The following is a 24,659-nucleotide window of genomic DNA, read 5'->3' on the forward strand; positions in this document are numbered from 1 at the left end:
GGTGACCATGCCACCGCGTGCACGTAAGGCAGCTCCGCTGCGGGTGGTCGCTGCCGGTGAGGTTCCACCGCCGCCGGTGAAGCCGAAGACGGTGACGGAGGCCGCGGACCGGGGCACCACCCGGGAGTTGCTGGTGGCGATGCGGTCGCGGATCGCCACTGCGGTTGAGGATCCGAACACCCCGGCTCGGGATCTGGCGGCGTTGACGAAGCGGCTGACTGAGGTGGTGAAGGACATCGAGGCGATCGACGCCCGCGACGACCAGGAGGCGGAGCGTGCCGGTCCGGTCTCCGACGAAGCGTTCGACTCGCAAGCTATCTGAGGTAGCTCGCCACGTCGTGCTGCCGTCCGGGATCGTGTCGACCGGTTGGCCTGCGGTGCGGGACAAGTGCGGCGAGTTCGGCGACGTCTTCGACACCTGGCAGGACGGCGCGGGCCGGGCGATCCTCGGCAAACGCGCCGACGGGATCTACGCGGCCACGATCGGCGGGGTGGTGCTCTCCATCCCCCGGCAGGTGGCGAAGACGTTCCTGGTCGGCCGGATCATCTTCGCCCTGTGCGTGCTGTTCCCCGGTTTCAGGGTGATTTGGACAGCGCACCGCACCCGAACGTCGTCGATGACGTTCAAGAACCTGCAAGGGTTCGCCCGGCGGAAGAGGGTCGCCCCGTACATCGCGTCGGTGCGGACGACGAACGGTGAGCAGGAGATCCTGTTCCGCAACGGCTCCGTGATCATGTTCGGGGCGCGGGAGCAGGGGTTCGGGCGGGGCTTCGACGAGATCGACGTCGAGGTGTTCGACGAGGCGCAGATTCTCACGGAGAAAGCCCTTGAGGACATGGTGGCGGCGACGAACCAGTCGCGCCACGAGCACGGCGCGCTCTTGTTCTTCATGGGCACCCCGCCCCGGCCGATCGACCCGGGCGAATTGTTCTCGGCGAAGCGTGCCAAAGCGTTGTCGGGTGACTCCGACGACATGGTGTACATCGAGTGCAGCGCCGATCAGGACGCCGACCCGGACGACCGGGAGCAGTGGGAGAAGGCGAACCCGTCGTTCCCGGACCGGACGCCGTTGCGGTCGATGCTGCGGTTGCGCGAGAACCTTCCCTCCGATGAGGGGTGGCTGCGTGAGGGCTTGGGCATCTGGGACGCGGCGAAGGGTTCAGGTGTCATCCCGGCGCTGTCGTGGCGGGATCAGGCGGATGAGCTGTCGATCGCGGCGGACCGGTTCGCCCTGGGCGTGGAGTGCGGCCCGGATCTGGCGTGGGCGTCGGTCGCTTTGGCTGGCCAGCGTGCGGACGGGCAGTGGCATTTCGAGCTGGACGAGGACCAGCACACGCGGGGCCGCGGCGTGGCGTGGCTGGCCCCGCATCTCCGGGCGACGGTGGCGGCGAACCCGCAGATCCGCGCGGTGGTGGTGGATGTGGCTGGGCCGATCGCGGCGCTTCTTGAGCAGCAGGGCGGCCGGTGGTACTTCAAGCGCGCCACACCCGACGAGGCCAGGCTGGAGGCGACGCCGGTGAAGGTGGCCGAGTTGGGCGCCGGCTGCTCGCGGGTGCTCGACGGGATCGTGACGGGCTGGCTCTGGCACATCGGGCAGCCGCAGTTCACCTCGGCCGCCCTGCCTGCGGGCAAGCGGCCGTTGGGTGACACCGGAATGTGGGTCTGGTCCCGCAAGACTGCGGAGTCGGACATCACGCCGATTCAGGCGGGGACGCTGGCGCTGATCGGCGCCCAGCAGGCGAAGGTGCGCAAGCCCGGCCGGACCGGTACGGGGCGCAGCGGCGGTAGACGGAGGGGGATGGTGCTGTGACCGACAGGATCACCCTTCCGGGTGTCGGCGACGACGACAATCGCACGTTGAACGGGCTGCTCGACCAGCTGGGCAAGAAGAAGACCCGCAACGAGCTGCGGTCCGCCTACTACGACATGCGCCACGCGGTCCGCCTGGTGGGGTCGGTGATCCCGCCCCAATATTGGCAGCTCGGGATCGTGTTGGGCTGGTCGGGCAAGGCAGTCGACATCTTGGCCCGCCGCTGCAACCTGGACGGGTTCGTGTGGCCGGGCAACGACTTGAACAGCGTCGGCTTCGCCGAGGTGTGGGACGACAACAACCTCGACGCCGAGGTGTCGCAGGGCACCATCTCGTCCCTGATCCACGCCACATCGTTTGTGGTGAACACGACCGGTGGCGACGGCGAACCGGAAGCCCTGATCCATTTCCGGTCGGCGTTGGACGCGACCGGGGAGTGGAACGGTCGCACCCGCCGCCTCGACAACCTGCTGTCGATCAACGCCCGCGACGATGAGGGGAAGCCGACCGCGCTGGCGTTGTACCTCGACGGCCGGACCGTCGTCGCAGAGAAAGACTCGTCGGGCTGGTCGACCACCGTGCAGGAACACCCGTGGGGTGTTCCTGCGGAGCCGCTGCCGTACAAGCCGCGGTTGGGTCGCCCGTTCGGGTCGTCTCGGATTTCCCGCGCGGTCATGTCGTACCAGGACATGGCGGCGCGGTCGGCGATCCGGTTGGAAGCCCACTCGGACATTTACGCCATCCCGGACCTGTGGATGTTGGGTGCCGACGCGTCGATCTTCAAGAACGCCGACGGCACGCAGCAGTCCGCCTGGAAGGTGGTCATGGGGCGTATCAAGGGCATCCCCGATGACGAAGACGCCCAGAATCCGCGCGCTGACGTGAAGCACATTCCGGCGTCGGACCCGGAACCGCACCTGAAGGCACTCAAGCAGCAGGCGCAGTTTTTCAGCGGGGAGACGTCCATTCCGTTGACGTCACTGGGTGTGTCGGACATGTCGAATCCGACGTCGGCGGAGTCGTACCTGGCGTCGCGTGAGGATCTGATCGCCGAGGCCGAGGGTGCCACCGACGATTGGGCTCCGTATCTGCGCCGGGCGGTGGTGCGGGCGTTGGCGATGAAGAACGAGATCCCCGTCGACGACATCCCGGCGTCGTGGTCGACGATCCAGCCGAGGTGGCGGCCCCCGATGTACTTGTCGCGGGCCGCGCAGGCCGACGCGGGCATGAAGCAGCTTTCGGCGGTGCCGTGGCTGGCGGACACGGAGGTTGGCCTGGAACTGCTGGGGTTGGACCCGCAGCAGATCGTCCGGGCGCAGGCTGACCGCCGCCGCGCGCAGGCGCAGCAGCGCACGACGATGCTCGCCGCGGCGGCGCAGGCGGCCCGTCAGGGTTCACCGGTGTCAGCGGCGGGGGGCATTGGTGGCGTCGCCGGCTGACGTTGCCGCGTTCCGGACGTCGCAGACGGACGTGGTGACGTTGGCTCTCGCGGAACTGTCGGCCTGGTGGGAGCAGTTGCTGGCTCTGCTGACTGGCGACGTGCCGGTGGCGGAGTTGGAGTCGTTCACCGCCGATCTGGTGGCCGTGTATGGGGATGCTGCCGCGTTGAACGCCGCTGACTGGTACGACGAGCTGCGCGGGCAGGCCGACGTGCAGGGCAGGTTCCGGGCGAGGATGGCGGAACCTGCCGCGCAGGGGCAGGCTGCTGCGGTGGCCCGGTGGGCTGCTGGCCCGCTGTTCGGCGCCGATCCGGATCCGGCGTTGGCGTTGGAGCACCTGTCTGGCGGTGTGCAGCGGCTCGTGTTGCAGCCGGCCCGGCAAACTATCGCGGACAGCGTTGACCGGGATCCTGCGGACGCCCGGTGGGCGAGGGTGCCCACGGGGGGCACCACGTGCGCGTTCTGCCGCCTGCTGGCCTCACGGGGCGCTGTGTACCACTCCGAGGAAACCGCCGGCGGTTTGGCGTCCAGCTACCACGGCACATGCGACTGCGTTGCGACGCCGGTGTGGCCGGGCGAGCAGGAACCGTACGACGTCGACCGGTACTTCGAGGAGTACGCCGCGGCCCGCGCCAAGGCAGGCGGGGACACGGCGGCGATCCTCGCTCAGATGCGCCAGGACTTGGGCATCCGCTGATGACTTCCCGCCGAGGGCGGGGTACGCCGACGCGCGGCGGTCAACGCGCGGACTTGCGAGGAACAGATGAGCGAGACGGGCACGTCGACTCAGGGCGGTAACACCACCAGCGGAACCACGCCCGACGCTGGCGACGGCTTCAAACCGATCACGTCGCAGGACGAGCTGAACCGGATCATCGGCGAGCGTGTGAAGCGGGCCAAGCCCGCCGACTACGACGAGCTGAGGACGAAGGCCGGCCGTCTCGACGAGATCGAGCAGGCGAACAAGTCCGAGATCGACAAGGCGAACGAGCGGGCCACCAAGGCGGAAGCCGAGGCGGCGAAGGTGCCGAGCCTGGTCGCGGGCCAGTTGCGCGAGCACCTGGTGAAGCTCCACAAGATCGAGGCCGACGACGCCGAACTGTTCCTCACCGCGACCGACCCCGAGCTGCTGCTGAAGCAGGTGGAACGCCTGCTGGCGCAGGGCTCGCAGCGCAAGAAGACCGGCAACATGGTGACCCGCGAGGGCACCACCCAGCATCACGACAAGACGAACAGCGACATGCGCGAATTCACGCGGAACCTGTTCGGCAGTGTCGTCGACTGACGTCCTCAGGAGGACACCGTGGCATCACTGGCGACGGGATCCCTCACGATCCCCAAGCAGAAGCTGAGCCCCTGGCTCGGCAAGATCAAGGGCGGCTCGTGTGTCGCCACTCTCTCGGCCGCAACCCCGATGACGTTCGGGGAGGGCGAGTCGTGGACCTTCGACATCGGCGAGGCCGAGTACGTCGCCGAGGGCGGCCAGAAGGGCGCGTCGACGATCACGCCGACGAGCAAGCCCGTCAAGCCGTACAAGTTCCACAAGACCCTCCGCATGAACGAGGAGGTTTTGTGGGCTGACGAGGACCGGCAGCTGGAGGTCGTCGACGACATCCTCGACCTGATCCAGCCGGCGCTCTCGCGCGCCCTGGACTTCGGCGTGTTCCACGAGATCAACCCGACCGGCGGCGCCGTGGTGGCGGCGATGAACGGCGGTCTGACGGACACGACGAACCTCGTCGAGTACGTGGCGGCCGACAAGCCGTACGTCAGCCTCGACGCGGCCGACGCGCTGGTGCTCGCCGACGGGTTCGTTCCGCGCGACATCGCGGTGGACCCGACCTACGCGTCGAAGTTTTCGGCCCTGCGGGGCACGAACAGCGAGCAGAAGCTGTACCCGAACTTCCGCCTCGGCACCGAGGTGTCGGAACTGGACGGCCACCGCGCGTCGGTGTCCAACACGGTCCGCGGTTCGGGCGTTCTCGCGGTCGACACGAAGGTGCTCGGCTTCGTCGGCGACTTCTCGGCGATCCGGTGGGGTGTGCAGAAGTCCATCGGCCTGGAGGTCATCCGCTACGGCGACCCGGACGGCGGCGGCGACCTGAAGCGCAACAACCAGGTCGCGTTCCGCGCCGAGGTCGTCTACGGCTGGGGCATCGCCGACCTGAACGCCTTCGCCAAGATCCACGACCTGGTCTGAGGGGCGGATCTGATGGCTCGCTACACGCACATCGTCAGCGGCGCCCGCGTGCAGGTCCGCGACGACAAGGTCATGGACTCCTCGTGGGTGCCCGAGGGGCAGGCCAAGCCGGCGGCCGGCAACTCCGACAGCGGGTACGAGGGCATGAAGGTCACCGACCTGAAGGCCGAGATCGAGCGACGCAACCAGGGCCGCGCCGAGGCCGACCTGGTGTCGGCCGAAGGGCTGAAGGCGGACCTGATCGCCGCCCTCACGGCCGACGACGACCGAGCCGAGCAGTGACCGGGAGGGGGTGACCCGTGGCCGAGATCATCAAGGTGACCGACCTGCCCGCCGCCTTGCAGCAGGCGGAACTGGTCGACGCGATGGTGGCCGGCGCGAACGCCAAGGCGTCGCGGGTCGCCCCCTGTCTGGCCTCCACCGACCCAGCCCCCACCGTCGACCAGCTCGCGGAGGCGAAGCTGATCCTGTTGGGTGCGGTGAAGCGGTGGGCGGAGGCCGGATCGGGTGCGCTGCAACAGCAGACCGCAGGCCCGTACTCGGTCACCGTCGACACCCGGCAACGGGTGGGGTTCAACTTGTGGCCGTCGGAGATTGAGGCGTTGCAGGCGCTGTGCCGCGACGAGGGGCCACGGGCGGCGTTCTCCGTCGACACCGCCCCCGGCGGGGGCATCTCGCATTCCTTGGTCTGCGCCGTGAACTTCGGCGCTCTGTACTGCTCGTGTGGGGCGGACCTGACCGGGTCCGGCCCGCTGTACGAGGTGGTGTCGTGGCCGTGACGTTCCCGGCCGGGGAAACCGTCACGGTTGTCCGCGCCGGCCTCATCGGGGACGACTACGGCAACGAGGCCCGCGACTGGGCGACCGCAGCGACCACGCCCTACGACGGGTGCGCGGTGGCGCAGGGAGCCAAGGGTGGCGGGACGGAAACCCTCACCGGTGACCGCAACGCGGTCGTCTCCGACCTGATGGTGTTCATGCCGTCCGGCGCCGACGTGACGGCAGCGGACCGGTTGGAGGTTCGCGGCCGGTCGTACGAGGTGACTGGGGAGCCGTTCGACTGGGTGAACCCGTTCACGGCGACCGCGTTCGGGACCGTCGTCTACTGCAACCGGGTGGAGGGGTAGATGTCCATCAAGGTGACCCGCGTTCGACTCAAGGGACGCGGGATGCGGGACCTACTGCGTTCCGAAGAGGTGCAGGCGATCCTGGGGCGCAAGGCGTTGGCGGTGGCCGCCGAGGTGGAGGCCGCGGGGATCCGGGTTGATGGTGATCCGGGTCGGATCGCGCTGCCGGTGACGGTGAATGTGGGCGCCGGTCTTGGCCGGGCACGTGCCACCGTGACTCTCGACCATCCCTCGGGGCTGGCGGTGGAGGCGAAGCACGGCATTCTGACGTCCAGCATCGACGCGGCGCGGAACGCCTGATGCGCCCAGTTGCCCTGTACCCGGACGCGGAGCTGGTGGCGGTGACGTGGCTACGTGCCCGCCTCGCCGACCGGTCTGAGCCGTACGCGTCCGGGGTGACGGTCGGCACGAAGGTGACCCCCGGTTCGTCGCCGACGAAGTATGTGCGCCTGCGCCGGCTCGGCGGCACGGAGTTGCACATGGTGGCCGACAACCCACGGTTGCAGGCGCAGGTGTGGTATTCGACCGGCGCGACCAGCGATGAGGCGAACCGGCAGGCCCTTGCCCAACTGGTGTGGGCGCTGCTGCGCGGCATCCAGGGCCAGGACGTGACGGTGCCCGGGTGGCCGCGGCCGGTGACCTGCTCTCGGGTGGGCACGTTCGCCGGGCCGACACCGGTTCCGGACCCGGCCGACAACACCCGAACGATCACCCAACTCACTGTCGAAATCGGCATGCGCGGCCGGCCCGCGTAACCCCCACTGTCGCGCCCGCGACCAAGTCCCCGGCGACCGCCGGGCCCTCACCATGCACGCAGGAGGATGACCCATGGCGGTCAACATTGACCTGATCCGGGCGTACACCGACGGGCTTGTGGCAACGCACAGCCCCACCAGCCCCGGCACGATCACCGCCCCCACCAACGCGACGACGGCGCTCGCGTCCGGCTTCAAGGAGGTCGGGGCGATCTCCAGTGACGGCTTGACCGAGGCCACCAACCAGGACCGCACCGACGTGTTCATCTGGCAGGGCAACGCCTTGGCCCGCCGGATCCCCGGTCAGTTCACCAAGACGTTCACCTTCGCTGCGGCTGAGACGTCGCTGTTCAACCTGGGCATTCAGTACCCGGGCAGCACCATCACGCAGACCGCCGAGGGCGCCAGCGTCGCGGAGAAGCCGGCGGCGACGGACATCCGGGCGTGGGTGCTGCACGGCATGGACGGGGCGACCCGGGCGCAGCGCGTGTACCTGCCGAAGGCGGAGGTGACCGAGCGCGGTGACGTGGTCTGGTCGTCGGGTGACGTGACGGTCTACGAGTGGACGCTGTCCGCTTACGTGGACGGTTCCGGCGTGGTGGCGTACCGGTACTTCCTCGACGCCCAGATGGCCACGCCGTAGCGGCTACTGGCCGTCGGCGGCGGTGAAGAGCAGGCCGAGGACTACCCATCCGGCGCACATCACCGCCGGGGCGACGACGAACAGCATCAGCAGCCAGAACAGGACGCGTCCGCACCCGGAGCCCTGCTGCTGCACGTACACGACCGGTGGCTGTGACATCCGGTCATCATGCCGGGCGCCCGCAACGTCGGGCTGCCCCCTGATCGCACCGGCGGGTCTGTCAGCGGGCGCGGGGCCCGCCGGTGCTCAAGCCCGCATCGCCCGCCCGAAAGGGGCCGCTCGTGCCCACCGAGAAGCAGCGGCAGTTCGCCGCCGACCTTCGTTTCATGTTCACCGCCTTGGTCGCCGAGGGCATCACCGACGACCACGCGGTCGCGCTGCTGTGCCGCCTGATCGAACCTCAGCCGGCCCGACCCAGCTCGGCGGACCGCAGCAAGCAGATCGCCGCGCTGCTCGCTTCCGCCGGCCAGAAGCCACCTGCGACGCGTGGCCCAGCCGATGACCGCGCGGCCGACCTGTGGAACCCGCCCGCCCCCGATCTTGGAGCGCCCGCCCATGACTGACGTTTTCGACCTCGACGCGTACGTCGCCGAGCACCGCAAAGTGCCGTACCGGTTCCGCTACGGCGGGCAGGACTTTGCGCTGCCCCACGCCCAGGACACCGACTGGCGGGTGATGGAAGTCGCCGACCAGGGCGACGTGGAGGCCATCCAGACGCTGTTCCGCCGCGGCCTCGGACCCGAGCAGTGGGAGCGGTTCGACGAGCTGCCACAGCCGGCCGGCGCGATGGGTGAGCTGTTCCGCCGCTGGCAGGCGCACTCCGGGACGAAGCCGGGGGAATCGCCGGCCTCGCCCGGCTCATCCGAGAGCACGGCGGGGCCGTCGACGCGTCGCTCCGCCGGTACTACCCGGGCACGTCGCTCCGTCAAGCCCTGATCGGCGAGGTGACCCGGCGGGAGCTGCTGGTGATGATCCGCCATCTTCCGCCGGAATCGCCGCTCGGCCTGGCGCTACACGGTGAGGCTGCCCGCTGGTCGACAGGCGATCACCTGCTGGCCAGCGCCGTGGAGTTGCTGGCGGGCGCGAATTGGCAGCGCGGCGGCGGCAAGGGCTCCAAGCCGAAGCCGATCAAACGCCCGGATGCGCGAGCGGAGAAGCGGCGCCGTGAGTACGTGGGACGCCTGGAACGGCTCGGACTGATCAAGGCATGGGGGTGACATGGCCACGGAGGCTGGTACCGCCTACGTGGGGCTCATCCCGTCGGCGAAGGGCTTCGCGCGTGCTCTCAAGAAGGACATCGCGCGGGAGTTCGCCGGGTCGAAGCTGGACACGCTGATCGGGGATGCCCTCGCAGGCACCACGGTCAGCGTGCCGGTGAAGCCGGAGATTGACCCCCGGGACATGCCCGACGAACTGCCGGTGCGGCGCGGCCGGGAGCCGGTTCTGCCAGTCAAGCTGGACCCGTTGACGGCGGCGTTGCAGGCCGACGTTCGACGGCAGTTGGCTGCCCTGACCCGTGAAGCGGTGCAGGTTGACGTTGGCGCCGATACCGATGGTCTGCGCGCCGACGTGTCTGCCGCGATCAACGCGGTTGAGTCCAGCCTGTCCGCTGACGTGCCCACCGAACCCGCCGGCCGAGCCGAGTATGAGCGGCAACTGCGGGCGCAGGTCGACGAGGCGGCCCGCACTGTCCGCGCCCGCATCCGCGCGGACGTGGACGTTGACGTCGACAAGCCGCTTCGCAACGGCACCGTCGACAAGTCGGGTGAGACTGTCGGACGGTCCCTGGCCGCCAGCATCGTCAGCAGCCTCGGCGCGGGCATCTCCACCCTGTCCGGCCCGGCCACATTCCTAGGGTTGACCGCTGCGGCCGTGCTGGTGGCGCCGCTGATCGCGGCGACCATCGCCGGCGGCATCCTCGCCGCCCTCGGTGGTGGGGTCATCGGCCTGGGCATTGTGGCGTTGGCTGACGACCCGCGGTTGAAGTCGGCGGCCGGGAAACTGTCGACCACCCTCAAGGACACGCTGGCGAAGGCCGCCGGGCCGCTGCTGGGTACAGAGCAGGCCCCGGGTCCGTTGCTGCGGGCCATGGAGACGCTGCAACAGCTCGTGGTGGACATCGGCCCGTCGCTGGAGCAGATGTTCGCCGCGATCGGCCCGTACATTCCTGGGCTGGCCGAGGGCATCGCCGCGTTCGTGAAGGAAGCGATGCCCGGCCTGGTCGCCGCCGTGCAAGCCTCCGGCCCGATCCTGGAGGTGATCGCACTCAACCTGGGTCCGCTCGGGGACGCGGTCGGCCGGTTCCTGATGCTGATGGCCGACTTGGGTCCGGCAGCCGCCGATGCCCTGAACGTCATCTTCTACTTGATCAACCACGTGATCGGTATCGCCGGCAGCCTGGTGTGGGCATTGGGTGCCGCGTTCGGCGGGCTGTTCCAGAACGTCAAGGACATGGTCGCCGGCATCGCCGCCGCCTGGGCGGTGATCGTCAACATCTTCACCGGCGGAACGGCGTCGGTGAAGCAGAGGGTTGAGGCGTTCATCGGCGCGACGATCCGCCTGTTCACCGGCCTGTGGGATCGGCTGACCGGCGGGGCGCGTGGCGCGCTCAACGGCGTTTCTGGCACGTTCAGCGGACTGCCCGGCCGGATCCGGTCGGCGGTCGGCAGCCTCGACAACCTGCTCTACCAGGCTGGCCGGAACGTGGTCGCCGGCTTGATCAACGGCATCCGGTCCCGGTTCCCGGACCTCGGCGCCGTCATCTCGCAGGGCGCGCAGATGATCAGGGACCACTTCCCCTACTCGCCGGCCAAGACCGGCCCCCTGTCCGGCAGCGGTAACCCGTACTACTCGGGTCAGAGCATCGTCAACCTCCTGTCGTCCGGCGTCACCGGCAACCTGGGTGTGGCACGGTCGGCGGCTTCCGATCTGGCGTCGACGTTCGCGCTCGACGGGTCGCCGCTCTCCGTCGCCCCCGGGGGCGGCTACGGGCTGTCCACCACGGCTCCACCTCCGGCCCCGCTGGTCGCCGAATGGGTTGGCGGTGACGGCGACCCGATCATGCGGGCGATCCGGGACCACACTCGGATTTACTACGGCGGCAGCGCGCAAGCCGCGTTGGGGAGTTCCAGTGGCGTGGCCTGACGACCGTGACCTACCGATCGAGGTTGATGCCGCGTTTGGGGCGGACGTGGCAGCGGACCCGGGCACCTGGGCGTGGACGAGCCTGTCGTCGCGTCTGCGGGCCGAACCGATCCGGCTGCGGGCCGGGAAGTCCGGCGGTGCCGCTCGGGTGTCACCGGGAACGTGCACGGTCACCCTCATCAACGACGACGGGGCGCTCACTCCTCTGCACCCCATGTCCCCGTACTGGCCGAACGTCGACCTGAACACCCCTGTGCGGGTGCGTTTGCGGCGGGTGGAGGACACGTTCGCGCGGACAGCATCGAACGGGTGGGGAACCACGGCGGCCGGCGACCAGTGGTTGGTTAACGGAGTCACGTCGGCGTACTCGGTCGCCGCAGGTGTCGGCCGGCAGTCCCACCCGGACACGAACACCATCCGTCGCGCCAGCCTGGCGGTCACGCTCAACGACAGTGAGCAGATCGCCGACATCGCTGCATCGGCGTTGCTGTCGGGCTCGTCGCTGGTGACGGGGTTCGTGTTCCGCTACACGAGCGCGGGCTACTACTGGGCGCGCTGCGAGTTCAACCCGGGCGGCACTGTCACCTTGAAACTCAGCCGCTATACCCCAGCCACCGGGCACGTCGACCTGGCGACCCTCGGCGTGGTGCCCGGCGTGTCGTACTCGGCGAACACGTACCTGCGGGTGCGGGCGGCCGTGTCCGGCACCAGTCTGGGGGTGAAGGTATGGCCGACGGCCAGCCCCGAGCCGGCCGGGTGGCACATCACCGCCACCGACAGTGTGGTCACCTGGACGGGTCGGGTCGGCTGCCAGTCGTGGCTGGTCATCGGGAACTCCAACACCCTGCCGGTCACCGCCCTGCACAAGACGTACACCGTGTATGTGGACCGGTTCTCCGGCGGCGCCGATCAGTGGGAACCCACCTACCTGCCGACGGGTGTGGCGGGGCAGGCGGCTTCGGCGGTGCGGATCACCGCGTCGGGTGTCCTGCGCCGCCTCGGGCAGGGCCGCAGCCTGGTGTCCTCGCCGATCTTCCGGGGCCTCAGCGCGTTCGCGCCGACCGGCTATTTGCCGCTTGAAGACGGCAACGACAGCACGCTGCCGGCGAACGTGGTTCCCGGCGGCCGACCGGGCAGCGCGTTCGACGTGGCGTACGGCGCGGATGACTCCCTGCCGGGTGCCTCCACCAGTGTCCGCCTCAACTCGGCGTCGTCGTTCGTCACGCTCACCAATCGTCCGCCCGCCGGAAACACGGCGTGGACGTTCGTCTGCTACCTCAAGTTGGATGCGCTGCCGCCCGGCGGGGACGTGACTCTGCTGCGCCTGAAGTCGACGGGCACCGTCACCGAATGGATCCTCCAGGTCAGCAACGGCGGCTACCGGTGGTACGGCACCAACGCCGCCGGCAGCATCGTGTTCGATAAAGGTCAACTTCACGGTGAGCAGGCGGCGCCCACCAGGTGGGTGGCGATGACTGTGTCGGCAACCCAGAACGGCGGCAACGTCGAGGCCCGGATTTACTGGCATGGCTTGGGATCCAACACGGTCTACCGCACTGACATCGCCGGGTTCTTCTCGTACACGGGCTCGATCGGCAACGTTTCCTCGGCCACTGTGGGCCCGAGCAGCATCCTTCCGGGGTCTGTCGGCCACATGGCCGTGTTCGGGCAGGTCGGCCCGGAGATCACGGTGTCTTTCACGAAGCTGTCGAATGGCTACATCGGGGAGACCGCCGGCCGGCGGATCCTCCGCCTGGGCGTAGAGCAGGGCATCCCGGTCGGTGTGGCCGGTGACCCGGACGACACCGAGGCGATGGGCCGGCAGGAGGTCGACACCTTCCTGAACCTGCTGGCGTCGTGTGAGGCGGTCGACGGCGGGATCCTGCACGAGCGCGGCCCTCGGCTGGCCTACCTGCCGAGAGCAGCCCGGTACAACAAGGCCGTTGACGTGACCGTCGACCTGGCCACCTACGCGCAGGCACGCGGCGCGGCGGACCCGCTGGTGCCGGTGTACGACGACCAGGACATCCGCAACGAGTGGCTTGTCGAGCGCCCGAACGGCTCGTCGGCGGTGGCCAGCGATCCGGTGAGTCAACGCCGCGGCGTGTACCCGGACAGCGTCGAGCTGAACGTCGCCGACGACTCCCGGCTGCTCGACCACGCGACGTGGCGGCTTCACCTCGACACCGACGTGGACCTGCGGGAAGCCACCTTTCCCATCGACTTGGCGGCGAACCCGACCCTGCTCGACGGCTGGCTGTCGTGCCAGGTCGGTGCCCGGATCGTGCGCACCAACCCGCCCGCACAGCATCCCCCCGGCCCGTTGGACCGGCTCGTGCTGGGTTGGACGGAGACGATCGGTCCCCGGTCGTGGCTGGTGCAGGTGGTGCCCGTCCCGGCTGCCCCGTGGGACGTGGCCCAAGCCGACGGGGCGCAGCGGGCACCGGCGGATGGGTCGACGCTGGCGGCGCCCCTGTCGTCGTCGGCGGCGTCGTTCTTGCTGGCGTCCACCGTCAGCAACGGTGTGTGGACCACCGCCGCAGCGGATTTCCCAATGGATGTCCGCGTGGGCGGGGAGCGGATGACCCTCTCGGGGATCACCGGCACGTCGAGCCCACAAACCGCCACCGTCTCGGCCCGCGGCGTCAACGGCGTCCAGCGGGCCTGGCCCACCGGCACCGAGGTTGACGTGTGGCAGCCGGCAGTCTCTCCACTTTGAGAGGACCAGCATCATGACGATGCCAGCACCGATCGCGTCCGGGAACTACCTGTTCCCGTCTCGACTTAACCGGCCACCCACGTTCAGCGCCCTGTCGACTGCGGCGCAGACGGGTGTGGGCACCACCGAGCTGGTGTCGCTGACCGTGGCGGGTGTGACGTTCAAGGCCGGGTGGGCGTATGAGGTGCAGATGCGGGGCGGCGTGTACGGCACCGCGGCCTCTCAGGCACTGTTCCGGATCCGGAAGACCAACGCGGCGGGTACCGACTGGGGCGAGTACGGGCGGGTGACGTGTGTGGGCACCTCCGCCGGCACCACCGCCATGGCCAACGGGTCGATCGTGCTGGTGCGGTCGGCGACCACTGATCTGACCGCCGATGTGGCGCTGACGGTGGTGGCGTCGTCTGGTGCCACCGTGAATGTGTACGCCAACGCCACGTCGCCCCGGTATCTGGTGGTCCGGCCGTGCGGGTTCGCCTACGAGTACGTCGGCTGCGGCGTGGAGGTCGCCTGATGACCCGCGCACCTGCCAACCTGCTGGCCGTCCGGTCGCTGCTCCTCGCCCATCTGAACATCGACGAGGCGCGGGTCCGCGACGCCGACTTGGAGCCGGCGGAGGTCGGCATCGTTGGGAACGCGGCCCATCGGGGCGGCTACCACTGCGGATCCGACCGCCTCGACTCGGACGACTACTCGCTGCGGGAGTCGTCCCGGGACCGCAACGGCCTGACTCTCGACGCCGCGGCGCTCGACGTCGGCGGCTTCTCGGTCCGTTCCGGCGGACGTACGCACACCCTGGCCAGCTTCTCACTGTGGTGTGTGGGCCAGTGCAAGGCGGGAGCGGCGGACACCCGGGATATCCGGGAGATCATCTACAGCCCCGACGGCACCACCGTGAAGCGGTGGGATCGCCTCGGCAAGCGGTCGAGCGGCGACAGCTCGCACCGCTGGCACACGCACTTCAGCTTCTTCCGGGACGCGATCAAGGCGGGCCGCGACCAGCGGCCCCTGTTCCGCCGCTACCTGACCAGCATCGGCCTGATCCGGCCGACCCCGCCCCCGAAACCGGCCCCACCTGTGGAGGTACCCGACATGGAACAGTCCGACAAGCTGACCCGCGCCACGAGCTACGACAAGCGGACCGTCGGCCACGTCTACGCCGACATGAGCAACCTGCGGGACTGGCTGGTGTCGCCGCTCGGCGAGATGGACGGATTCCTCAAGCCGGCCCCCGGTTCCCCGCTGGCGCTGCTCGTGGAGATGGCGAAGGGCGACCGGGACCTGGACGAGCAGATCGTGATCTCGGGCGTTCTCGCCGGGCTGACCCCGGAGAAGATCGCAGCCGCGATCCCGCCCACGGTGGCGCAGCAGGTCGCCGACGCGCTCGCCGCCCGGCTGGCGGACTAACCCAGCAACCCGAACGGGGGCCCGATGTCGACCTGGGTCCGAAACTTGACCATGCTTGTCGGCTTGGGCGGCTGGTCGGCGGTCGTCATCGCCTACCTGGTGCAGGACAAACTGCCGGACGCCATCCTGTTGGGTGTGCCCGCAACCCTTGTCCTTGCCCTGTCGCCGCCGTTCATCGGCCGTTCCCGGTCGTCCAACTCTGAGGAGTCTTCGCAGTGAGCTACGGCCTCCAAGCATTGCTTTCCCTCGCTGGTGCGGCCGTTGTTGGTCTGCTGCTGCGGCCGATCGTGAACCGGGGGCGGAAGTGATGGCGCGGGTGGTGCGGGCGTTGAATTCGCCGGCCGCGAACATGACCGTGAAGCTGGTGGCCTTCCTGGCGTTGGGGCTGTCGGTGTACGTGAACGTGCAGCAGGTGCAGTTGACGTCCTGCCTCGCCGACTACAACGAGGCGAGCAACCGCAGCCAGGCGGCCAGGTATGAGGCGGCCGAACAGGACCGGCAGGCGCAGGACCGGTTGTTCCGCAGCATCGCCGAGGATCCGCGATCAGGGATTGAGGCGCTGCGGCAGTACAACCTGAGCCGCGACGAGGCGAACGCGACCAGGCAGGCGAATCCGCTGCCGGCGCCGCCGTCGCAACGCTGCTAGCAGAGAGGCCCCGACCGAGGTCGGGGCCTTGCGCCGGGTTCACGGAGTTGCCCCTTCCCCTCAACCACGGTGCTGCGCTTTCTACTGAGTGCGCTACTCGCAGTGTTCTTGGGTCACCGGCCTTTGGGTCTCCACGTCAAGGATAGCCCGCTGCTGACCCTGCCCCACCTGACACCAACCGGCCCGCCCCCACTCCGGGTGCAGGGCCTTCTTCATGCCCCGGGAGAGCCAATGACCACCACCCCCACCGTGCCGCTTCCGGCGAAGGCCGACGCGGTCAATCGTGCGGCGCGTACCTTCGTGCAGGGCCTCGCAACCGACGTGGCCATCGCCGCGCTGCCCGTCATCTACGACGCCGTTTCCGGCTGGGACGGCGCGTTCACCAGCGAATACTGGACGGTCGTGGGCATCTCGGTGATGAAGACCGTCGCCGTGGCCGCCGTCTCGTACTTCATGCGCCTGCGCTCGACGCCGCCCGGGAACCGCCCCAACTGAACCCAACCGCGTCCCCCAATTAGGGGGTACCCCTTGGACCGTTGCTGTTCCCAGCGGGAGCAGTAACCGCCGGCCTGCTCATCCCCAGCGGCAGACCGCGCGAAGACGCCCCACCGCCTCCTACCGGAGGTTGGTGGGGCGTCTTCGTCGTTTCCGGGCTAGTCGCGGGCGGGCGCGGCCGGCTTGCGCTTCATGTCCTCACCGCGCCGATGGTCGTCCATGTGCGCGTGAAGTGCCGCCTGCCAGGCTGCTTGCCCCGCCTCGTCGGCCGGACCACCGGACCACCTGTGCGACCAGTCGGAGTGGTGGAGCCCTTCGTCGCCGCGGTGGATGCTGCCCACGGCGCACAGTCAGCGCGTCCAGCCGACGAACCGCTCCCACAACTCACCTGGGGCCGCCCCCGACAGTTCGGCGGAGGCCACCGGGTGCAACGCCCCGCAATACATGGACAGGCCGATGCGGTCGCGGCCGTACGCCTCAGCGAGGCGCACCCGCGCCGGGTCGCACGGCCACGCCTGCTCACAGGTGTCGCAGTCCCACTGCGGACGGCGGGGCGTGTGCTGTCCGCCGAGCCGCCTGTCGAGGGCGGCGACCGCCCGGCGACCTCGGGCCAGTTCGGCTTCTCGGGCTTCGCGGACGGTGGTCGGGATCGGAAGCATGGTCAGCGTCCCTCCGTCAGTGGCAGAGGGGCGCCCGGTCATCTCCGGCGCGGACGCCCCCCGCCTCTCGGCGGGACGGCGGTCACGGTCGCACACACCTCGGGTTGATGTTCGCCACCGCCGTCCCGTGGGCAGGACGTTACGGCGGGTCAACGGCTACTCGACGTCGGCGGCTGTCCGCTGTCCGCTGTCCCTGTCCGCTACTTCCCGACCGGACGGAACTGCTCGAACACGTCCCGCAGGTCGGCGGCCTCGGGTGCTCCGGACTGCTCAACCCGGCGCAGCACCTCCCGCGCCCGCCACCAGTTCGACGGCACCACACGGCCCGACGTTACCGCCTCCACAGCGAACGCGGACGCCTCGTCGGGGCGGCCTGTGGTGGCCAACGCCAACCCGAGATCCAGGCGGGCAGACGCCGACCGGCGCGGCCGGCTACCACCGTCGCCGAGCGGATCCAGGTTCGCCAGCACCTGCCGGGCGACCTGCTCGGCGCCCGGGTCGCCAGCCCACGCCAGCGTCGTAGCCGTGTACGCCTCAGCTTTCGCCGGGTCGTACCGGTAGTGGTGCTCCGCCCGCTCCGGAACGGGCAGGTTCGCCGTCAACCGTTCCACCCGCTCCAACGCCCGGCGTGTCTCGCGTACGTCACCCATCCTCGCCCACGCCCGTGCCTCCTGCGCTGTCGCCTGAATGTGGGCTGAGCTGCCGACTGGGGCGACCTGCTGCGCCTGCTGCGCCAGTCGCACGGCGGTCTGGTAGTCGCCGAGGGTCAGCACCTCCCACGCCCGGGTTTCCAAACACCAGCCCAGGATCTCCGGGTGTTCGGCGTGACCGGCGAGCCCGGACGCTGCGGCGAGGTGCGCGGCGGCGGCGCCGGGCTGTTGCAGGTCAATGTGCACGGTGGCCCGCAGCACCGCCAGCCACCCACCGGCGACAACCAGCCGCCGCTGCTGGGTGAGGGTGACCCGCCCGTCGAGTAGGCGGGTGACGTACGCGAGGTGCCGCCGAACCATGGGCAGCAGGTCCACTGGGGCGGTTGTGGGATACAGGCTGGCCAGGTCGTCCACACCCTGTTCGATGCGGGCGAGGGTTTCCGCGCTGACGTCACTGGCGGCCACCCGTTGGAGCAGGTCGTCGGCTTCCGCTTCGTGGTCGACGGGCGCCGTGACCAGCCGGGCGAGCGCACCACCGGCGTTGAGCACCTGGTCGAGGTGCTGGGCGGTGTCAACGGTGGGCGCTTTGCTGCCCGTTTCCAGTTCGTGCAGGTGGCTCTTACCCCGGTGGGTGAGCTGGCCGAGTGCCCGCAGGGACAGGCCGGACTGTTCACGGAGCTGCCGGAGTGTGGCGCCGAAACGCGGGTCGACGTGAGACGTCATGGTGGTGCTCCCAGGTAGAGGGCTGGGCGGCGGCGCTGCCGGCCTCTACCCCGGCAGCCCGCCACCTGCCACGGTACCCGTTCGTCTATGCGTCCTGGAGATGTCATTGAAGGTGTCGCACGTCTATGCGACCCTCAGTGAATGCCCGCCAACATCCCAGCCGGCGCGCTCGGTCGGCCACCCGAAGAGTTCCTTCAGGCCGTCGACGTGTGCGCCGACGAGTGGCGGCGGGACGACACCAACCTGTGGGTTGGCGGCATGGTCGCCGCAGCCTGGTGGGTGTGCGGATACACCCCGCACCCGCCGATGGAGCCGGACAAAGAGTCCGTCGCCGACCGGGATGCAATTGTCGACCAGTTGATGATGGCCGGCACCGCCCGGCTGGGTGACGCCGAAACGACGGCATGGGCACGCGGCGTGTACCGGATGCTGATCTACGCGACCGGCTACAGCGACGAGGTGCCGCTGCTGCCCACACGGCCCGCCCCCGCACGACCCTGACCACAACACGAAGCGGCCCCGGACCTCGCGGTCCGGGGCCGCTTTCGCGTGCCTGTCACAGAGCCATGTCGGACTCCCGGCTCGCCGACCGCGACTCAGCCTGCTGGGCATGCTCAGCCCGCCACGCCGCCTCACGCGCCTGCTGGGCGGCCGTCGACTGCCGCGCAGCCTCAGCCTCCGCGTGCGCCGCCTCCGCGCTACGCCGGTCCGCGACCTCCACCAACGCCAACCGAGCAGCCGCCACCGCCGCCGCCGTCTCCACCTGCGACGGCACGCCCCGCGGCATCGCCACCTCGTCGACCTCGGCCACGTCGGCAGTCCGCTCATCCGCCGACACCTCGTCGACCAGATCCACGCCCGCCGCCTTCTCCTCGTCGACCAGGTCCGCCTCCATCACCGGCCGGTGCGGATCCTCCGCAGCCATGGCCTCCGCGTGCGCCGCCAGCCACTCATCCGCCGTCACCCGATCCTCCTCGCCGCCAACATCCCGGCCCCGGGAAGCCAGCTCAGCCTCCGCGCGCTCGGCAGCCTCACGGGTCGCCGCGGTCTCCAAGAACCAGGTCGCCCGCGCGTCCGCCGCCAGCTCAAGATCCTGCTCGACCTCGGCGAGCATCCCCGCCATCGCCTCCTTCTCCTCAGCCTCGGCGAGCAGCCGGTCACGTTCGACCCGATCGGCGGCAGCCTCAGCCTGAGCCTTCAACAACGCCGCGTCCTGGCGGTGCGCCGCCGCCTGCTGACCGGTGGCCCGCATCTCCGCATCCACGTACTGCGGCGCCCACTCCTGCTCCCGCTGCCACGCCTTCACCCGCACCCGCAGAGCCCCATCGGACAGGTCCTGCTCCTCCTGGCCCGCCTCCGGTCGACCAGCGGCCCGCCACGCCTCATGCCAGGCGGCCCGCTTCTCGGTCGCCGAGATCCCCGGGCTGGGCGGCAGCACCGCAACCGGATCGTCGTGGTTGGCGGCCTCCCGGTACGCGGCAACCTGGCTCGCCCGGTGCTCCCACTCCATCCGTTCCATCAGGTCGTCCGGCACCGGACCCAGCGTCTCCACCGCCCACTGCGGCTGCTCCTGGGCGGCCTGCGTCCCCAACTCCCGGCGCCGGTCCTCTGCCCGCTCGGCCAGCTCGCCGAGGTGGTCACGCCACTGCTGCGGCAGATCCTCCGGGATGCTCTCAGCAGCGCCCGGGACCGGCGTCAGGCCGACCTCCTTGAAGGCCGTGCTGATCCGGTGGTGGGCAACCTGCGCCATCGACCGGGCACCGTCCAGCGTCCCGCCCGCCAGGGCGTCCCGCAGCGCCGCCTGCGGGTCGTGGCCGGCCTGCTCCACCGCCCGCAACTGCCGCGCCAACTGTTCCGTGCCCTGATCGGCGGCGAACGAGGCCCGCTCAACCTCGGAGATCACCCCGTCGGCGGCCAGCTCGTCGAGCCACGTCCGAACCCGGGTGCGACCCACCATCCGGATCGCCTCCTCCCGCTGCGCCTGAATGGTGTGCATCGAGGTGACCCGCTCATGGTCGGACAGGTTCTGCGACAGGGCGGCCCGCTGCTCCTCGGCGTCCCGCTCGAACGCGTCAGCCAGCACCGCACCCGCAGCCCGCCGGCCCTGCTCGTGGGTCAGACCGGTGGGTGCGTCCTGGTCCTCGGCGAAGGTCGCGACGTGCATGGTGTTGCCCTGCTTGCCTCGGGTCATCGCCACGTACTGGCCTTCCAGCGACAGCGACCCGTCCGACACCGCGTGGCAGGTGTCCACGGTGACGCCCTGGGCGGCGTGGACGGTGCCGGCGTACCCAAGCACCAGGTGCTCCTGCACGTACTCGGCCGACAGCACACGGACCTCGGTGGCGCCTTCCGGCGTCACCACCATCGACCCGTCGGCGCGCACCTCGGCGACCCGGTAGCGGCGCCGGTTCACCACCCCACGCGACCAGTCGTTGCGCCGCGCCATCACCAGATCACCAACACCAGCCAGGTTGCCGGCGTCGCGGCCCAACGCCACCCCGTCGGCGGCCACCTGGCCGAGCCCGACCAGGTGGTCCCGGATCGTCGCCGACGCCGCCGCGGCTGCCTCGTTGGACTGGCACACCACCAGCGACCGCAGACCGGAGAGGGTGTCGCCGAGGTACGCGCGGGCCGCCGAGTTCGTGGCCGCGTCCAGGGTGCCGCAGTCCAGGATCCGGCCCCGGCGGTCGTACTCGTCAAGAACGGTCACGTCGCCCTCGCGAAGCCGCAGCGACGCCCGGCTCTCCCACTCGGATTGGAACCGGCGCACCTCCGACAGGGTGTGCACCTCCGCGCACCCGTCGACCACCATCTCCATCGCACCACCGGCGCCAACCGACGCCAACTGGCGCGGGTCGCCGGCCAGCAGCAGCCGCGCCCGCCGGTGCTCGACGTACTCCCGGATCCGGTCCAGGTCCGGGGTGTCGACCATGCTCGCCTCGTCGACCACCACGATGTCGTTGTCGTTGAGCGCCCACCGCATGTCGTCGAGTGACGCCGTGCCCGCCGCCAGCCGGTCCTGCACCAGCAGCCAGCGGGCGGTGTTCATCGCGGTGACCCCGTCGTCGGCCAGAACCTCGGTGGCGATCTGCGACGTTGCCAGGCCGAACACTCGCCCACCGTCCAGATCGCTCAGCGCCTTCGCGACCGCCCCGACCGTGAACGACTTGCCGGTGCCGGCCGGCGCGGACAGCACCGACAGTCGCGCGCCAGAGGTCAGCAAACCCTTCACCGCCGCCGCCTGGTCCGGACCCAGCATCTGCCCAACCGGGTCGCACTCCAGCCAGTCCTCAACCGCCGGCACCGGCAGGGCGTGGGCGCCACGCTGCACTGCGGCACGACGCAACGCTTGCTCGGCGACAACGTGATCCCGGGTGGCGTAGCGGGCACCGGCGGGCGACGCGTACGAGCTGCGCCCGTTGGCGAGCTTCAGTTCGTCGGGGACGTCGGCGGTTACCTGCCGGCCGGTGACCTGCACGACCAGGCTGTCATCGGCGAGCGCCTGGTCGGCCAACTTTTCCGCTAGCCGCGTAACCTCGTCCGACTCCAGGCCGCCGAGGTGGTCGGGCAGTGCCAGCAGCACCTGGCGGATCAGTTCCGACCGGCCGAACGCCGGCCGCTTCGCCTGGCACGCGGCGACCGCCTCGGCGATCACACCCGACGGCGACCACTCCTCGGCGACCTGGACGAACGCCTCGCCGGGCACCCCGCCGACGGTGTGCGCGACCCGGTGCAGCCCACCGACCATCGAGGTGTGCAGCTTTTCCGCCCACCGGTCCAGTTGCTCCTCTTTCGTCTCACCATCGTGGGACTTCGCCCGTCGGGTCGACAGCGTCGACTGTCGGCGCAACCGGTCCATCTCCAACCGGGTCGGTTCCCGGCCAACCTTCTCCCGGAACAGGGCGATCTTCTCCGCCAGCTTCTTCGTGATCTTTGTGGTGCGGGTCGAAAACATGTCCATGACCTGCTGGTCGACGCCCACGACCTCCCGCGCGACCCCATCCGCGCGCATCTTCCACCGCACACCCAGCTTGCGGGACAGCGCCTCCTCCATCACCCGCTCGCCGATCGTCCCGGCGCCATGCTTGTTGTTGTAGAGCAAGTTCCCGTCGATGCTGCGGGCCTCGCCGTCGTCGCACACCACCCGGTTCAAGATCGCGTTGTGGATGTGGAGCTGCGGGTCCAGGTCCCGGCTCGTGTGCTGAAAGAACGACGCGACCGTCCAGTCCGGGGCATCGACATGCCGGGTGCCGTTGCGGCCTATGCGGGTGTACCCGCCGACGTCGTTCATGTGCCGCAGCATCGCCTGGTTGCCCTCCCAGACGGCCTCCTCGACGACGCGGCGCTTCGCCGCCCACTCGGCCGCGGCGACCTCGTCACCGTCACGCTGCGCATCCAACTCCATCCGCGCGTACGCGGTGTGCAGCACCGTCACAGACTTCACCGGAGAGAACGTCACGTCGTGAAACATCACCGCCTTCGCTCCCTTGCGTGCGTCACGGATCAACGGGGCGATGTCCTCGGGCAGTGCGCCGGTTGCGTCAACCAATGCGTCACGGAGCACCTTCTCCCACCCGGCGTGTCCGTCGTATGCGTCGCGGTACATCGCCGTGACGCGTGACGCGTCAATGCCGTACTTCTTGGCCACGGCCTCGGCGAGGATGACGTCCGGGGTGCGGTACTTGCCGGGCCGTTGCCCGAGGTGCGCCGCCTCGGCACGGGTGGCCAGGTCCTGCCAGCGCGGGTCGCGCGGGTCCAGGAACTTGCCGTACAGGGCCTCCATGTCCTCGGGGGCGACCTCACCGGTCAGGCCGAACTTCGCGGCGCCGCCGCCCGACCAGCGGCCGGGCGGCTCACCCTCGATGGCGGCGTCCAGGTAGTAAGACTCGCGCCCTCCGGCGACCTGCCCGTACAGGTACTCGGCCGAGTGTCCGCTTGAGATTCCGACGGCCATGATCTTGCCCTTCCGGCCCGCTCGCGGGCCATGATCAAACACCTACTCGATCGTGATGCATAGGTTTGTATTTCTGTGGTCGTCCTGGCTTGCTGATCTCGGTCACTGCTACGTGAGGGTTTGACTGTGCTGTTTGGTCCTGGCTTGCTGATCTACTTGCTGGTGCTGCTGAACTGATGGTTGTTGTGCTGACTGCTGTTCGTGCTGGGCTGGATCTTGGTTAGGCGTTGCTGTTCAGGTCGGGCTTCACTCCGTTGACCGCCGGCCGCGACAGCGGCCGAGGCTCTTGGGCCTCCGCTGCCCGCGCCGCGCGCACACGCCGCTGCACGGCCTGCTGGTCGACGCCGTGCTTGAGCGCCGCCTGCCGCGCGCTGACACCCGGGTCGTTCAGCGCCTCCATCACGGCGAGCGTCAACCGCTCGTCCCGCGTCAGAGATGCGTCACCCGCCGGCATGCCGCCACCGCCCGATGCGTCACCGGTCGCCGTGGATGCGTCACCCGCGCGCTGAGGTGCGTCACCGACGTGCGTCACCGGACGCGTCACGGGTGCGTCATCCTGACCACCGGACTGCGTCACTGGGGGAGTCACCGGCTTCGTGACGCGTGCCGCCGGGGCCGGCCGCGTCGCCGAGCCACCGTTACTGTCCGTGCGCGCCCGCGCCGCCCGAAACTCCGCCCGAGCCGCCCGCTCCTCCGCCAGCCGCGCCCTCTCTTCGGCCGCCTCCCGCGCCGTCTGGGCCTCCCGAGCCTGCGCGTCAACCTCCCGGAGGGCAGCCGCGCCAGCCTCGGCCACCTGCCGTGCTCGCTCCTCCTCGGCCAGCCGCGCCTCAGCCTCGATGCGCAGCCGGTCAGCCTCTGCCGCCGCCTGTCGGGCTGCCCGCAACTCCTCGGCGGCAGCCTGCTCCCGCGCGGCCTGCTCCTCGGCCTCCCCGTTGCCCTTCATGCCGAGGGTCGCCCGCAGCGCGATGATCGGCGGCACACAAACGGCACCCACCACCAGTTGCCACGGGGCCTCGTGTCCCTTCGGAACCAGGTGCACGGCGACCTGGCAGGCGATCATCAACAGCAGGCCGATGACGATGTCCACCTTGGCGCGCTTCGCAGCGGCCGTCGCCAAGTACACGTCGAGCGCGACGGGCAGCAGCCAGGCGATCGGCTTGGGGTAGTGGACCATGACGGCCAGGTCCCATTCGCCCTTGGCGGTCAGCGCCGCGGCTGCGACCATCGCCACGATCCCGCCGTGCTCGTGGATGGCCCGGGTGACGAAGTTCGTGTTGTCGTCGCTCAC

29 protein-coding genes are annotated in these 24,659 nt (G+C 69.8%); 23 read left to right on the forward strand and 6 right to left on the reverse strand.

The annotated features are described in order from the left end of the window. Positions 1–7: 7 nt before the first annotated feature. From AB0B39_RS23600 to AB0B39_RS23655, 12 genes are all read left to right on the forward strand, one after another. On the forward strand, positions 8–322 hold the full coding sequence (locus AB0B39_RS23600) for a hypothetical protein (RefSeq protein ID WP_357575385.1): 315 nt from the start codon (positions 8–10) through the stop codon (positions 320–322). Between the two features lie 16 nt (positions 323–338). Further along, positions 339–1,811, forward strand: coding sequence for a hypothetical protein (locus AB0B39_RS23605; RefSeq protein ID WP_357575386.1), 1,473 nt, complete (start codon positions 339–341; stop codon positions 1,809–1,811). Then, entirely contained in the window at positions 1,808–3,250 is a 1,443-nt protein-coding gene (locus AB0B39_RS23610) for a phage portal protein (RefSeq protein ID WP_357575387.1), read from the forward strand. The genes AB0B39_RS23605 and AB0B39_RS23610 overlap by 4 nt, the downstream gene beginning before the upstream one ends. Further along, positions 3,234–3,947: a hypothetical protein gene (locus tag AB0B39_RS23615; RefSeq protein ID WP_357575388.1), complete on the forward strand. Its 714-nt coding sequence runs from the start codon at positions 3,234–3,236 to the stop codon at positions 3,945–3,947. Before AB0B39_RS23610 ends, AB0B39_RS23615 begins: the two co-directional genes overlap by 17 nt. Before the next feature lie 66 nt (positions 3,948–4,013). Further along, positions 4,014–4,535 (forward strand): hypothetical protein, encoded by a 522-nt coding sequence (locus tag AB0B39_RS23620; RefSeq protein WP_357575389.1) that lies wholly within the window; start codon positions 4,014–4,016, stop codon positions 4,533–4,535. 18 nt (positions 4,536–4,553) lie between these two features. Then, complete coding sequence (locus tag AB0B39_RS23625; RefSeq protein WP_357575390.1) at positions 4,554–5,450, forward strand: phage major capsid protein; 897 nt, start codon at positions 4,554–4,556, stop codon at positions 5,448–5,450. 12 nt (positions 5,451–5,462) lie between these two features. Further along, positions 5,463–5,732: a hypothetical protein gene (locus AB0B39_RS23630; RefSeq protein ID WP_357575391.1), complete on the forward strand. Its 270-nt coding sequence runs from the start codon at positions 5,463–5,465 to the stop codon at positions 5,730–5,732. Between the two features lie 17 nt (positions 5,733–5,749). Beyond that, entirely contained in the window at positions 5,750–6,229 is a 480-nt protein-coding gene (locus tag AB0B39_RS23635) for a hypothetical protein (RefSeq protein ID WP_357575392.1), read from the forward strand. Next, positions 6,220–6,576: a hypothetical protein gene (locus tag AB0B39_RS23640; RefSeq protein ID WP_357575393.1), complete on the forward strand. Its 357-nt coding sequence runs from the start codon at positions 6,220–6,222 to the stop codon at positions 6,574–6,576. The genes AB0B39_RS23635 and AB0B39_RS23640 overlap by 10 nt, the downstream gene beginning before the upstream one ends. Continuing rightward, on the forward strand, positions 6,577–6,876 hold the full coding sequence (locus AB0B39_RS23645; RefSeq protein WP_357575394.1) for a hypothetical protein: 300 nt from the start codon (positions 6,577–6,579) through the stop codon (positions 6,874–6,876). After that, positions 6,876–7,331 (forward strand): hypothetical protein, encoded by a 456-nt coding sequence (locus AB0B39_RS23650; protein WP_357575395.1) that lies wholly within the window; start codon positions 6,876–6,878, stop codon positions 7,329–7,331. The genes AB0B39_RS23645 and AB0B39_RS23650 overlap by 1 nt, the downstream gene beginning before the upstream one ends. Before the next feature lie 73 nt (positions 7,332–7,404). Further along, positions 7,405–7,974, forward strand: coding sequence for a hypothetical protein (locus AB0B39_RS23655; RefSeq protein ID WP_357575396.1), 570 nt, complete (start codon positions 7,405–7,407; stop codon positions 7,972–7,974). Between the two features lie 3 nt (positions 7,975–7,977). On the opposite strand, the gene AB0B39_RS23660 is transcribed toward AB0B39_RS23655, so the two are convergent. Continuing rightward, complete coding sequence (locus AB0B39_RS23660) at positions 7,978–8,133, reverse strand: hypothetical protein (protein WP_357575397.1); 156 nt, start codon at positions 8,131–8,133, stop codon at positions 7,978–7,980. Between the two features lie 122 nt (positions 8,134–8,255). On the opposite strand from AB0B39_RS23660, the gene AB0B39_RS23665 reads away from it, so the two are divergent. From AB0B39_RS23665 to AB0B39_RS23710, 10 genes are all read left to right on the forward strand, one after another. After that, complete coding sequence (locus AB0B39_RS23665) at positions 8,256–8,537, forward strand: hypothetical protein (protein WP_357575398.1); 282 nt, start codon at positions 8,256–8,258, stop codon at positions 8,535–8,537. Beyond that, positions 8,530–8,910: a hypothetical protein gene (locus AB0B39_RS23670; RefSeq protein WP_357575399.1), complete on the forward strand. Its 381-nt coding sequence runs from the start codon at positions 8,530–8,532 to the stop codon at positions 8,908–8,910. The genes AB0B39_RS23665 and AB0B39_RS23670 overlap by 8 nt, the downstream gene beginning before the upstream one ends. A gap of 8 nt (positions 8,911–8,918) precedes the next feature. After that, entirely contained in the window at positions 8,919–9,191 is a 273-nt protein-coding gene (locus tag AB0B39_RS23675; protein WP_357575400.1) for a hypothetical protein, read from the forward strand. Position 9,192: 1 nt separating this feature from the next. After that, complete coding sequence (locus AB0B39_RS23680; protein WP_357575401.1) at positions 9,193–11,118, forward strand: hypothetical protein; 1,926 nt, start codon at positions 9,193–9,195, stop codon at positions 11,116–11,118. Next, positions 11,105–13,837, forward strand: coding sequence for a hypothetical protein (locus AB0B39_RS23685; RefSeq protein WP_357575402.1), 2,733 nt, complete (start codon positions 11,105–11,107; stop codon positions 13,835–13,837). The genes AB0B39_RS23680 and AB0B39_RS23685 overlap by 14 nt, the downstream gene beginning before the upstream one ends. 19 nt (positions 13,838–13,856) lie before the next feature. Next, complete coding sequence (locus tag AB0B39_RS23690; RefSeq protein WP_357575403.1) at positions 13,857–14,351, forward strand: hypothetical protein; 495 nt, start codon at positions 13,857–13,859, stop codon at positions 14,349–14,351. Next, positions 14,351–15,244 carry a hypothetical protein gene (locus AB0B39_RS23695; protein ID WP_357575404.1) on the forward strand — a complete coding sequence of 298 codons (894 nt, stop codon included), beginning with the start codon at positions 14,351–14,353 and terminating at the stop codon, positions 15,242–15,244. The genes AB0B39_RS23690 and AB0B39_RS23695 overlap by 1 nt, the downstream gene beginning before the upstream one ends. A 45-nt stretch (positions 15,245–15,289) precedes the next feature. Then, positions 15,290–15,463, forward strand: a complete 174-nt coding sequence (locus AB0B39_RS23700; protein ID WP_357575503.1) for a hypothetical protein — start codon at positions 15,290–15,292, stop codon at positions 15,461–15,463. An 88-nt stretch (positions 15,464–15,551) separates the two neighbouring features. Then, positions 15,552–15,890, forward strand: a complete 339-nt coding sequence (locus AB0B39_RS23705; RefSeq protein ID WP_357575405.1) for a hypothetical protein — start codon at positions 15,552–15,554, stop codon at positions 15,888–15,890. A 231-nt stretch (positions 15,891–16,121) separates the two neighbouring features. Beyond that, positions 16,122–16,385 carry a hypothetical protein gene (locus AB0B39_RS23710; protein WP_357575406.1) on the forward strand — a complete coding sequence of 88 codons (264 nt, stop codon included), beginning with the start codon at positions 16,122–16,124 and terminating at the stop codon, positions 16,383–16,385. A gap of 158 nt (positions 16,386–16,543) precedes the next feature. Here AB0B39_RS23710 and AB0B39_RS23715 read toward each other — a convergent pair whose 3' ends face one another. The 3 genes from AB0B39_RS23715 to AB0B39_RS23725 all read right to left on the reverse strand — a co-directional run bounded on the left by AB0B39_RS23715 (position 16,544) and on the right by AB0B39_RS23725 (position 18,417). Beyond that, positions 16,544–16,726 carry a hypothetical protein gene (locus tag AB0B39_RS23715; RefSeq protein ID WP_357575407.1) on the reverse strand — a complete coding sequence of 61 codons (183 nt, stop codon included), beginning with the start codon at positions 16,724–16,726 and terminating at the stop codon, positions 16,544–16,546. A 9-nt stretch (positions 16,727–16,735) separates the two neighbouring features. Further along, positions 16,736–17,044: a hypothetical protein gene (locus AB0B39_RS23720; protein ID WP_357575408.1), complete on the reverse strand. Its 309-nt coding sequence runs from the start codon at positions 17,042–17,044 to the stop codon at positions 16,736–16,738. Positions 17,045–17,244: 200 nt separating this feature from the next. After that, positions 17,245–18,417 (reverse strand): helix-turn-helix transcriptional regulator, encoded by a 1,173-nt coding sequence (locus AB0B39_RS23725; RefSeq protein WP_357575409.1) that lies wholly within the window; start codon positions 18,415–18,417, stop codon positions 17,245–17,247. Between the two features lie 141 nt (positions 18,418–18,558). On the opposite strand from AB0B39_RS23725, the gene AB0B39_RS23730 reads away from it, so the two are divergent. Beyond that, a complete protein-coding gene (locus AB0B39_RS23730) occupies positions 18,559–18,918 on the forward strand; it encodes a hypothetical protein (protein WP_357575410.1) in 360 nt (119 codons plus the stop codon). Between the two features lie 55 nt (positions 18,919–18,973). Here the strand turns inward: AB0B39_RS23730 and mobF are convergent, their stop codons facing one another. Continuing rightward, entirely contained in the window at positions 18,974–23,371 is a 4,398-nt protein-coding gene (mobF, locus tag AB0B39_RS23735) for a MobF family relaxase (protein ID WP_357575411.1), read from the reverse strand. A gap of 220 nt (positions 23,372–23,591) precedes the next feature. Further along, complete coding sequence (locus AB0B39_RS23740; RefSeq protein WP_357575412.1) at positions 23,592–24,659, reverse strand: hypothetical protein; 1,068 nt, start codon at positions 24,657–24,659, stop codon at positions 23,592–23,594.

The organism is Micromonospora sp. NPDC049114 (assembly GCF_040648635.1).
Lineage (GTDB): Bacteria > Actinomycetota > Actinomycetes > Mycobacteriales > Micromonosporaceae > Micromonospora.

What these genes read in the sequence shown, in the direction of transcription:
- AB0B39_RS23680 (WP_357575401.1), top strand. Translation starts at nt 9,193, where the DNA reads ATGGCCACGGAGGCTGGTACCGCCTACGTGGGGCTCATCCCGTCGGCG.
- AB0B39_RS23705 (WP_357575405.1), top strand. Translation starts at nt 15,552, where the DNA reads ATGGCGCGGGTGGTGCGGGCGTTGAATTCGCCGGCCGCGAACATGACC.
- AB0B39_RS23710 (WP_357575406.1), top strand. Translation starts at nt 16,122, where the DNA reads ATGACCACCACCCCCACCGTGCCGCTTCCGGCGAAGGCCGACGCGGTC.
- AB0B39_RS23645 (WP_357575394.1), top strand. Translation starts at nt 6,577, where the DNA reads ATGTCCATCAAGGTGACCCGCGTTCGACTCAAGGGACGCGGGATGCGG.
- AB0B39_RS23650 (WP_357575395.1), top strand. Translation starts at nt 6,876, where the DNA reads ATGCGCCCAGTTGCCCTGTACCCGGACGCGGAGCTGGTGGCGGTGACG.
- AB0B39_RS23730 (WP_357575410.1), top strand. Translation starts at nt 18,559, where the DNA reads ATGCCCGCCAACATCCCAGCCGGCGCGCTCGGTCGGCCACCCGAAGAG.
- AB0B39_RS23655 (WP_357575396.1), top strand. Translation starts at nt 7,405, where the DNA reads ATGGCGGTCAACATTGACCTGATCCGGGCGTACACCGACGGGCTTGTG.
- mobF (WP_357575411.1), bottom strand. Translation starts at nt 23,371, where the DNA reads ATGGCCGTCGGAATCTCAAGCGGACACTCGGCCGAGTACCTGTACGGG.
- AB0B39_RS23600 (WP_357575385.1), top strand. Translation starts at nt 8, where the DNA reads ATGCCACCGCGTGCACGTAAGGCAGCTCCGCTGCGGGTGGTCGCTGCC.
- AB0B39_RS23620 (WP_357575389.1), top strand. Translation starts at nt 4,014, where the DNA reads ATGAGCGAGACGGGCACGTCGACTCAGGGCGGTAACACCACCAGCGGA.
- AB0B39_RS23725 (WP_357575409.1), bottom strand. Translation starts at nt 18,417, where the DNA reads ATGACGTCTCACGTCGACCCGCGTTTCGGCGCCACACTCCGGCAGCTC.
- AB0B39_RS23720 (WP_357575408.1), bottom strand. Translation starts at nt 17,044, where the DNA reads ATGCTTCCGATCCCGACCACCGTCCGCGAAGCCCGAGAAGCCGAACTG.
- AB0B39_RS23630 (WP_357575391.1), top strand. Translation starts at nt 5,463, where the DNA reads ATGGCTCGCTACACGCACATCGTCAGCGGCGCCCGCGTGCAGGTCCGC.
- AB0B39_RS23660 (WP_357575397.1), bottom strand. Translation starts at nt 8,133, where the DNA reads ATGTCACAGCCACCGGTCGTGTACGTGCAGCAGCAGGGCTCCGGGTGC.
- AB0B39_RS23690 (WP_357575403.1), top strand. Translation starts at nt 13,857, where the DNA reads ATGCCAGCACCGATCGCGTCCGGGAACTACCTGTTCCCGTCTCGACTT.
- AB0B39_RS23670 (WP_357575399.1), top strand. Translation starts at nt 8,530, where the DNA reads ATGACTGACGTTTTCGACCTCGACGCGTACGTCGCCGAGCACCGCAAA.
- AB0B39_RS23695 (WP_357575404.1), top strand. Translation starts at nt 14,351, where the DNA reads ATGACCCGCGCACCTGCCAACCTGCTGGCCGTCCGGTCGCTGCTCCTC.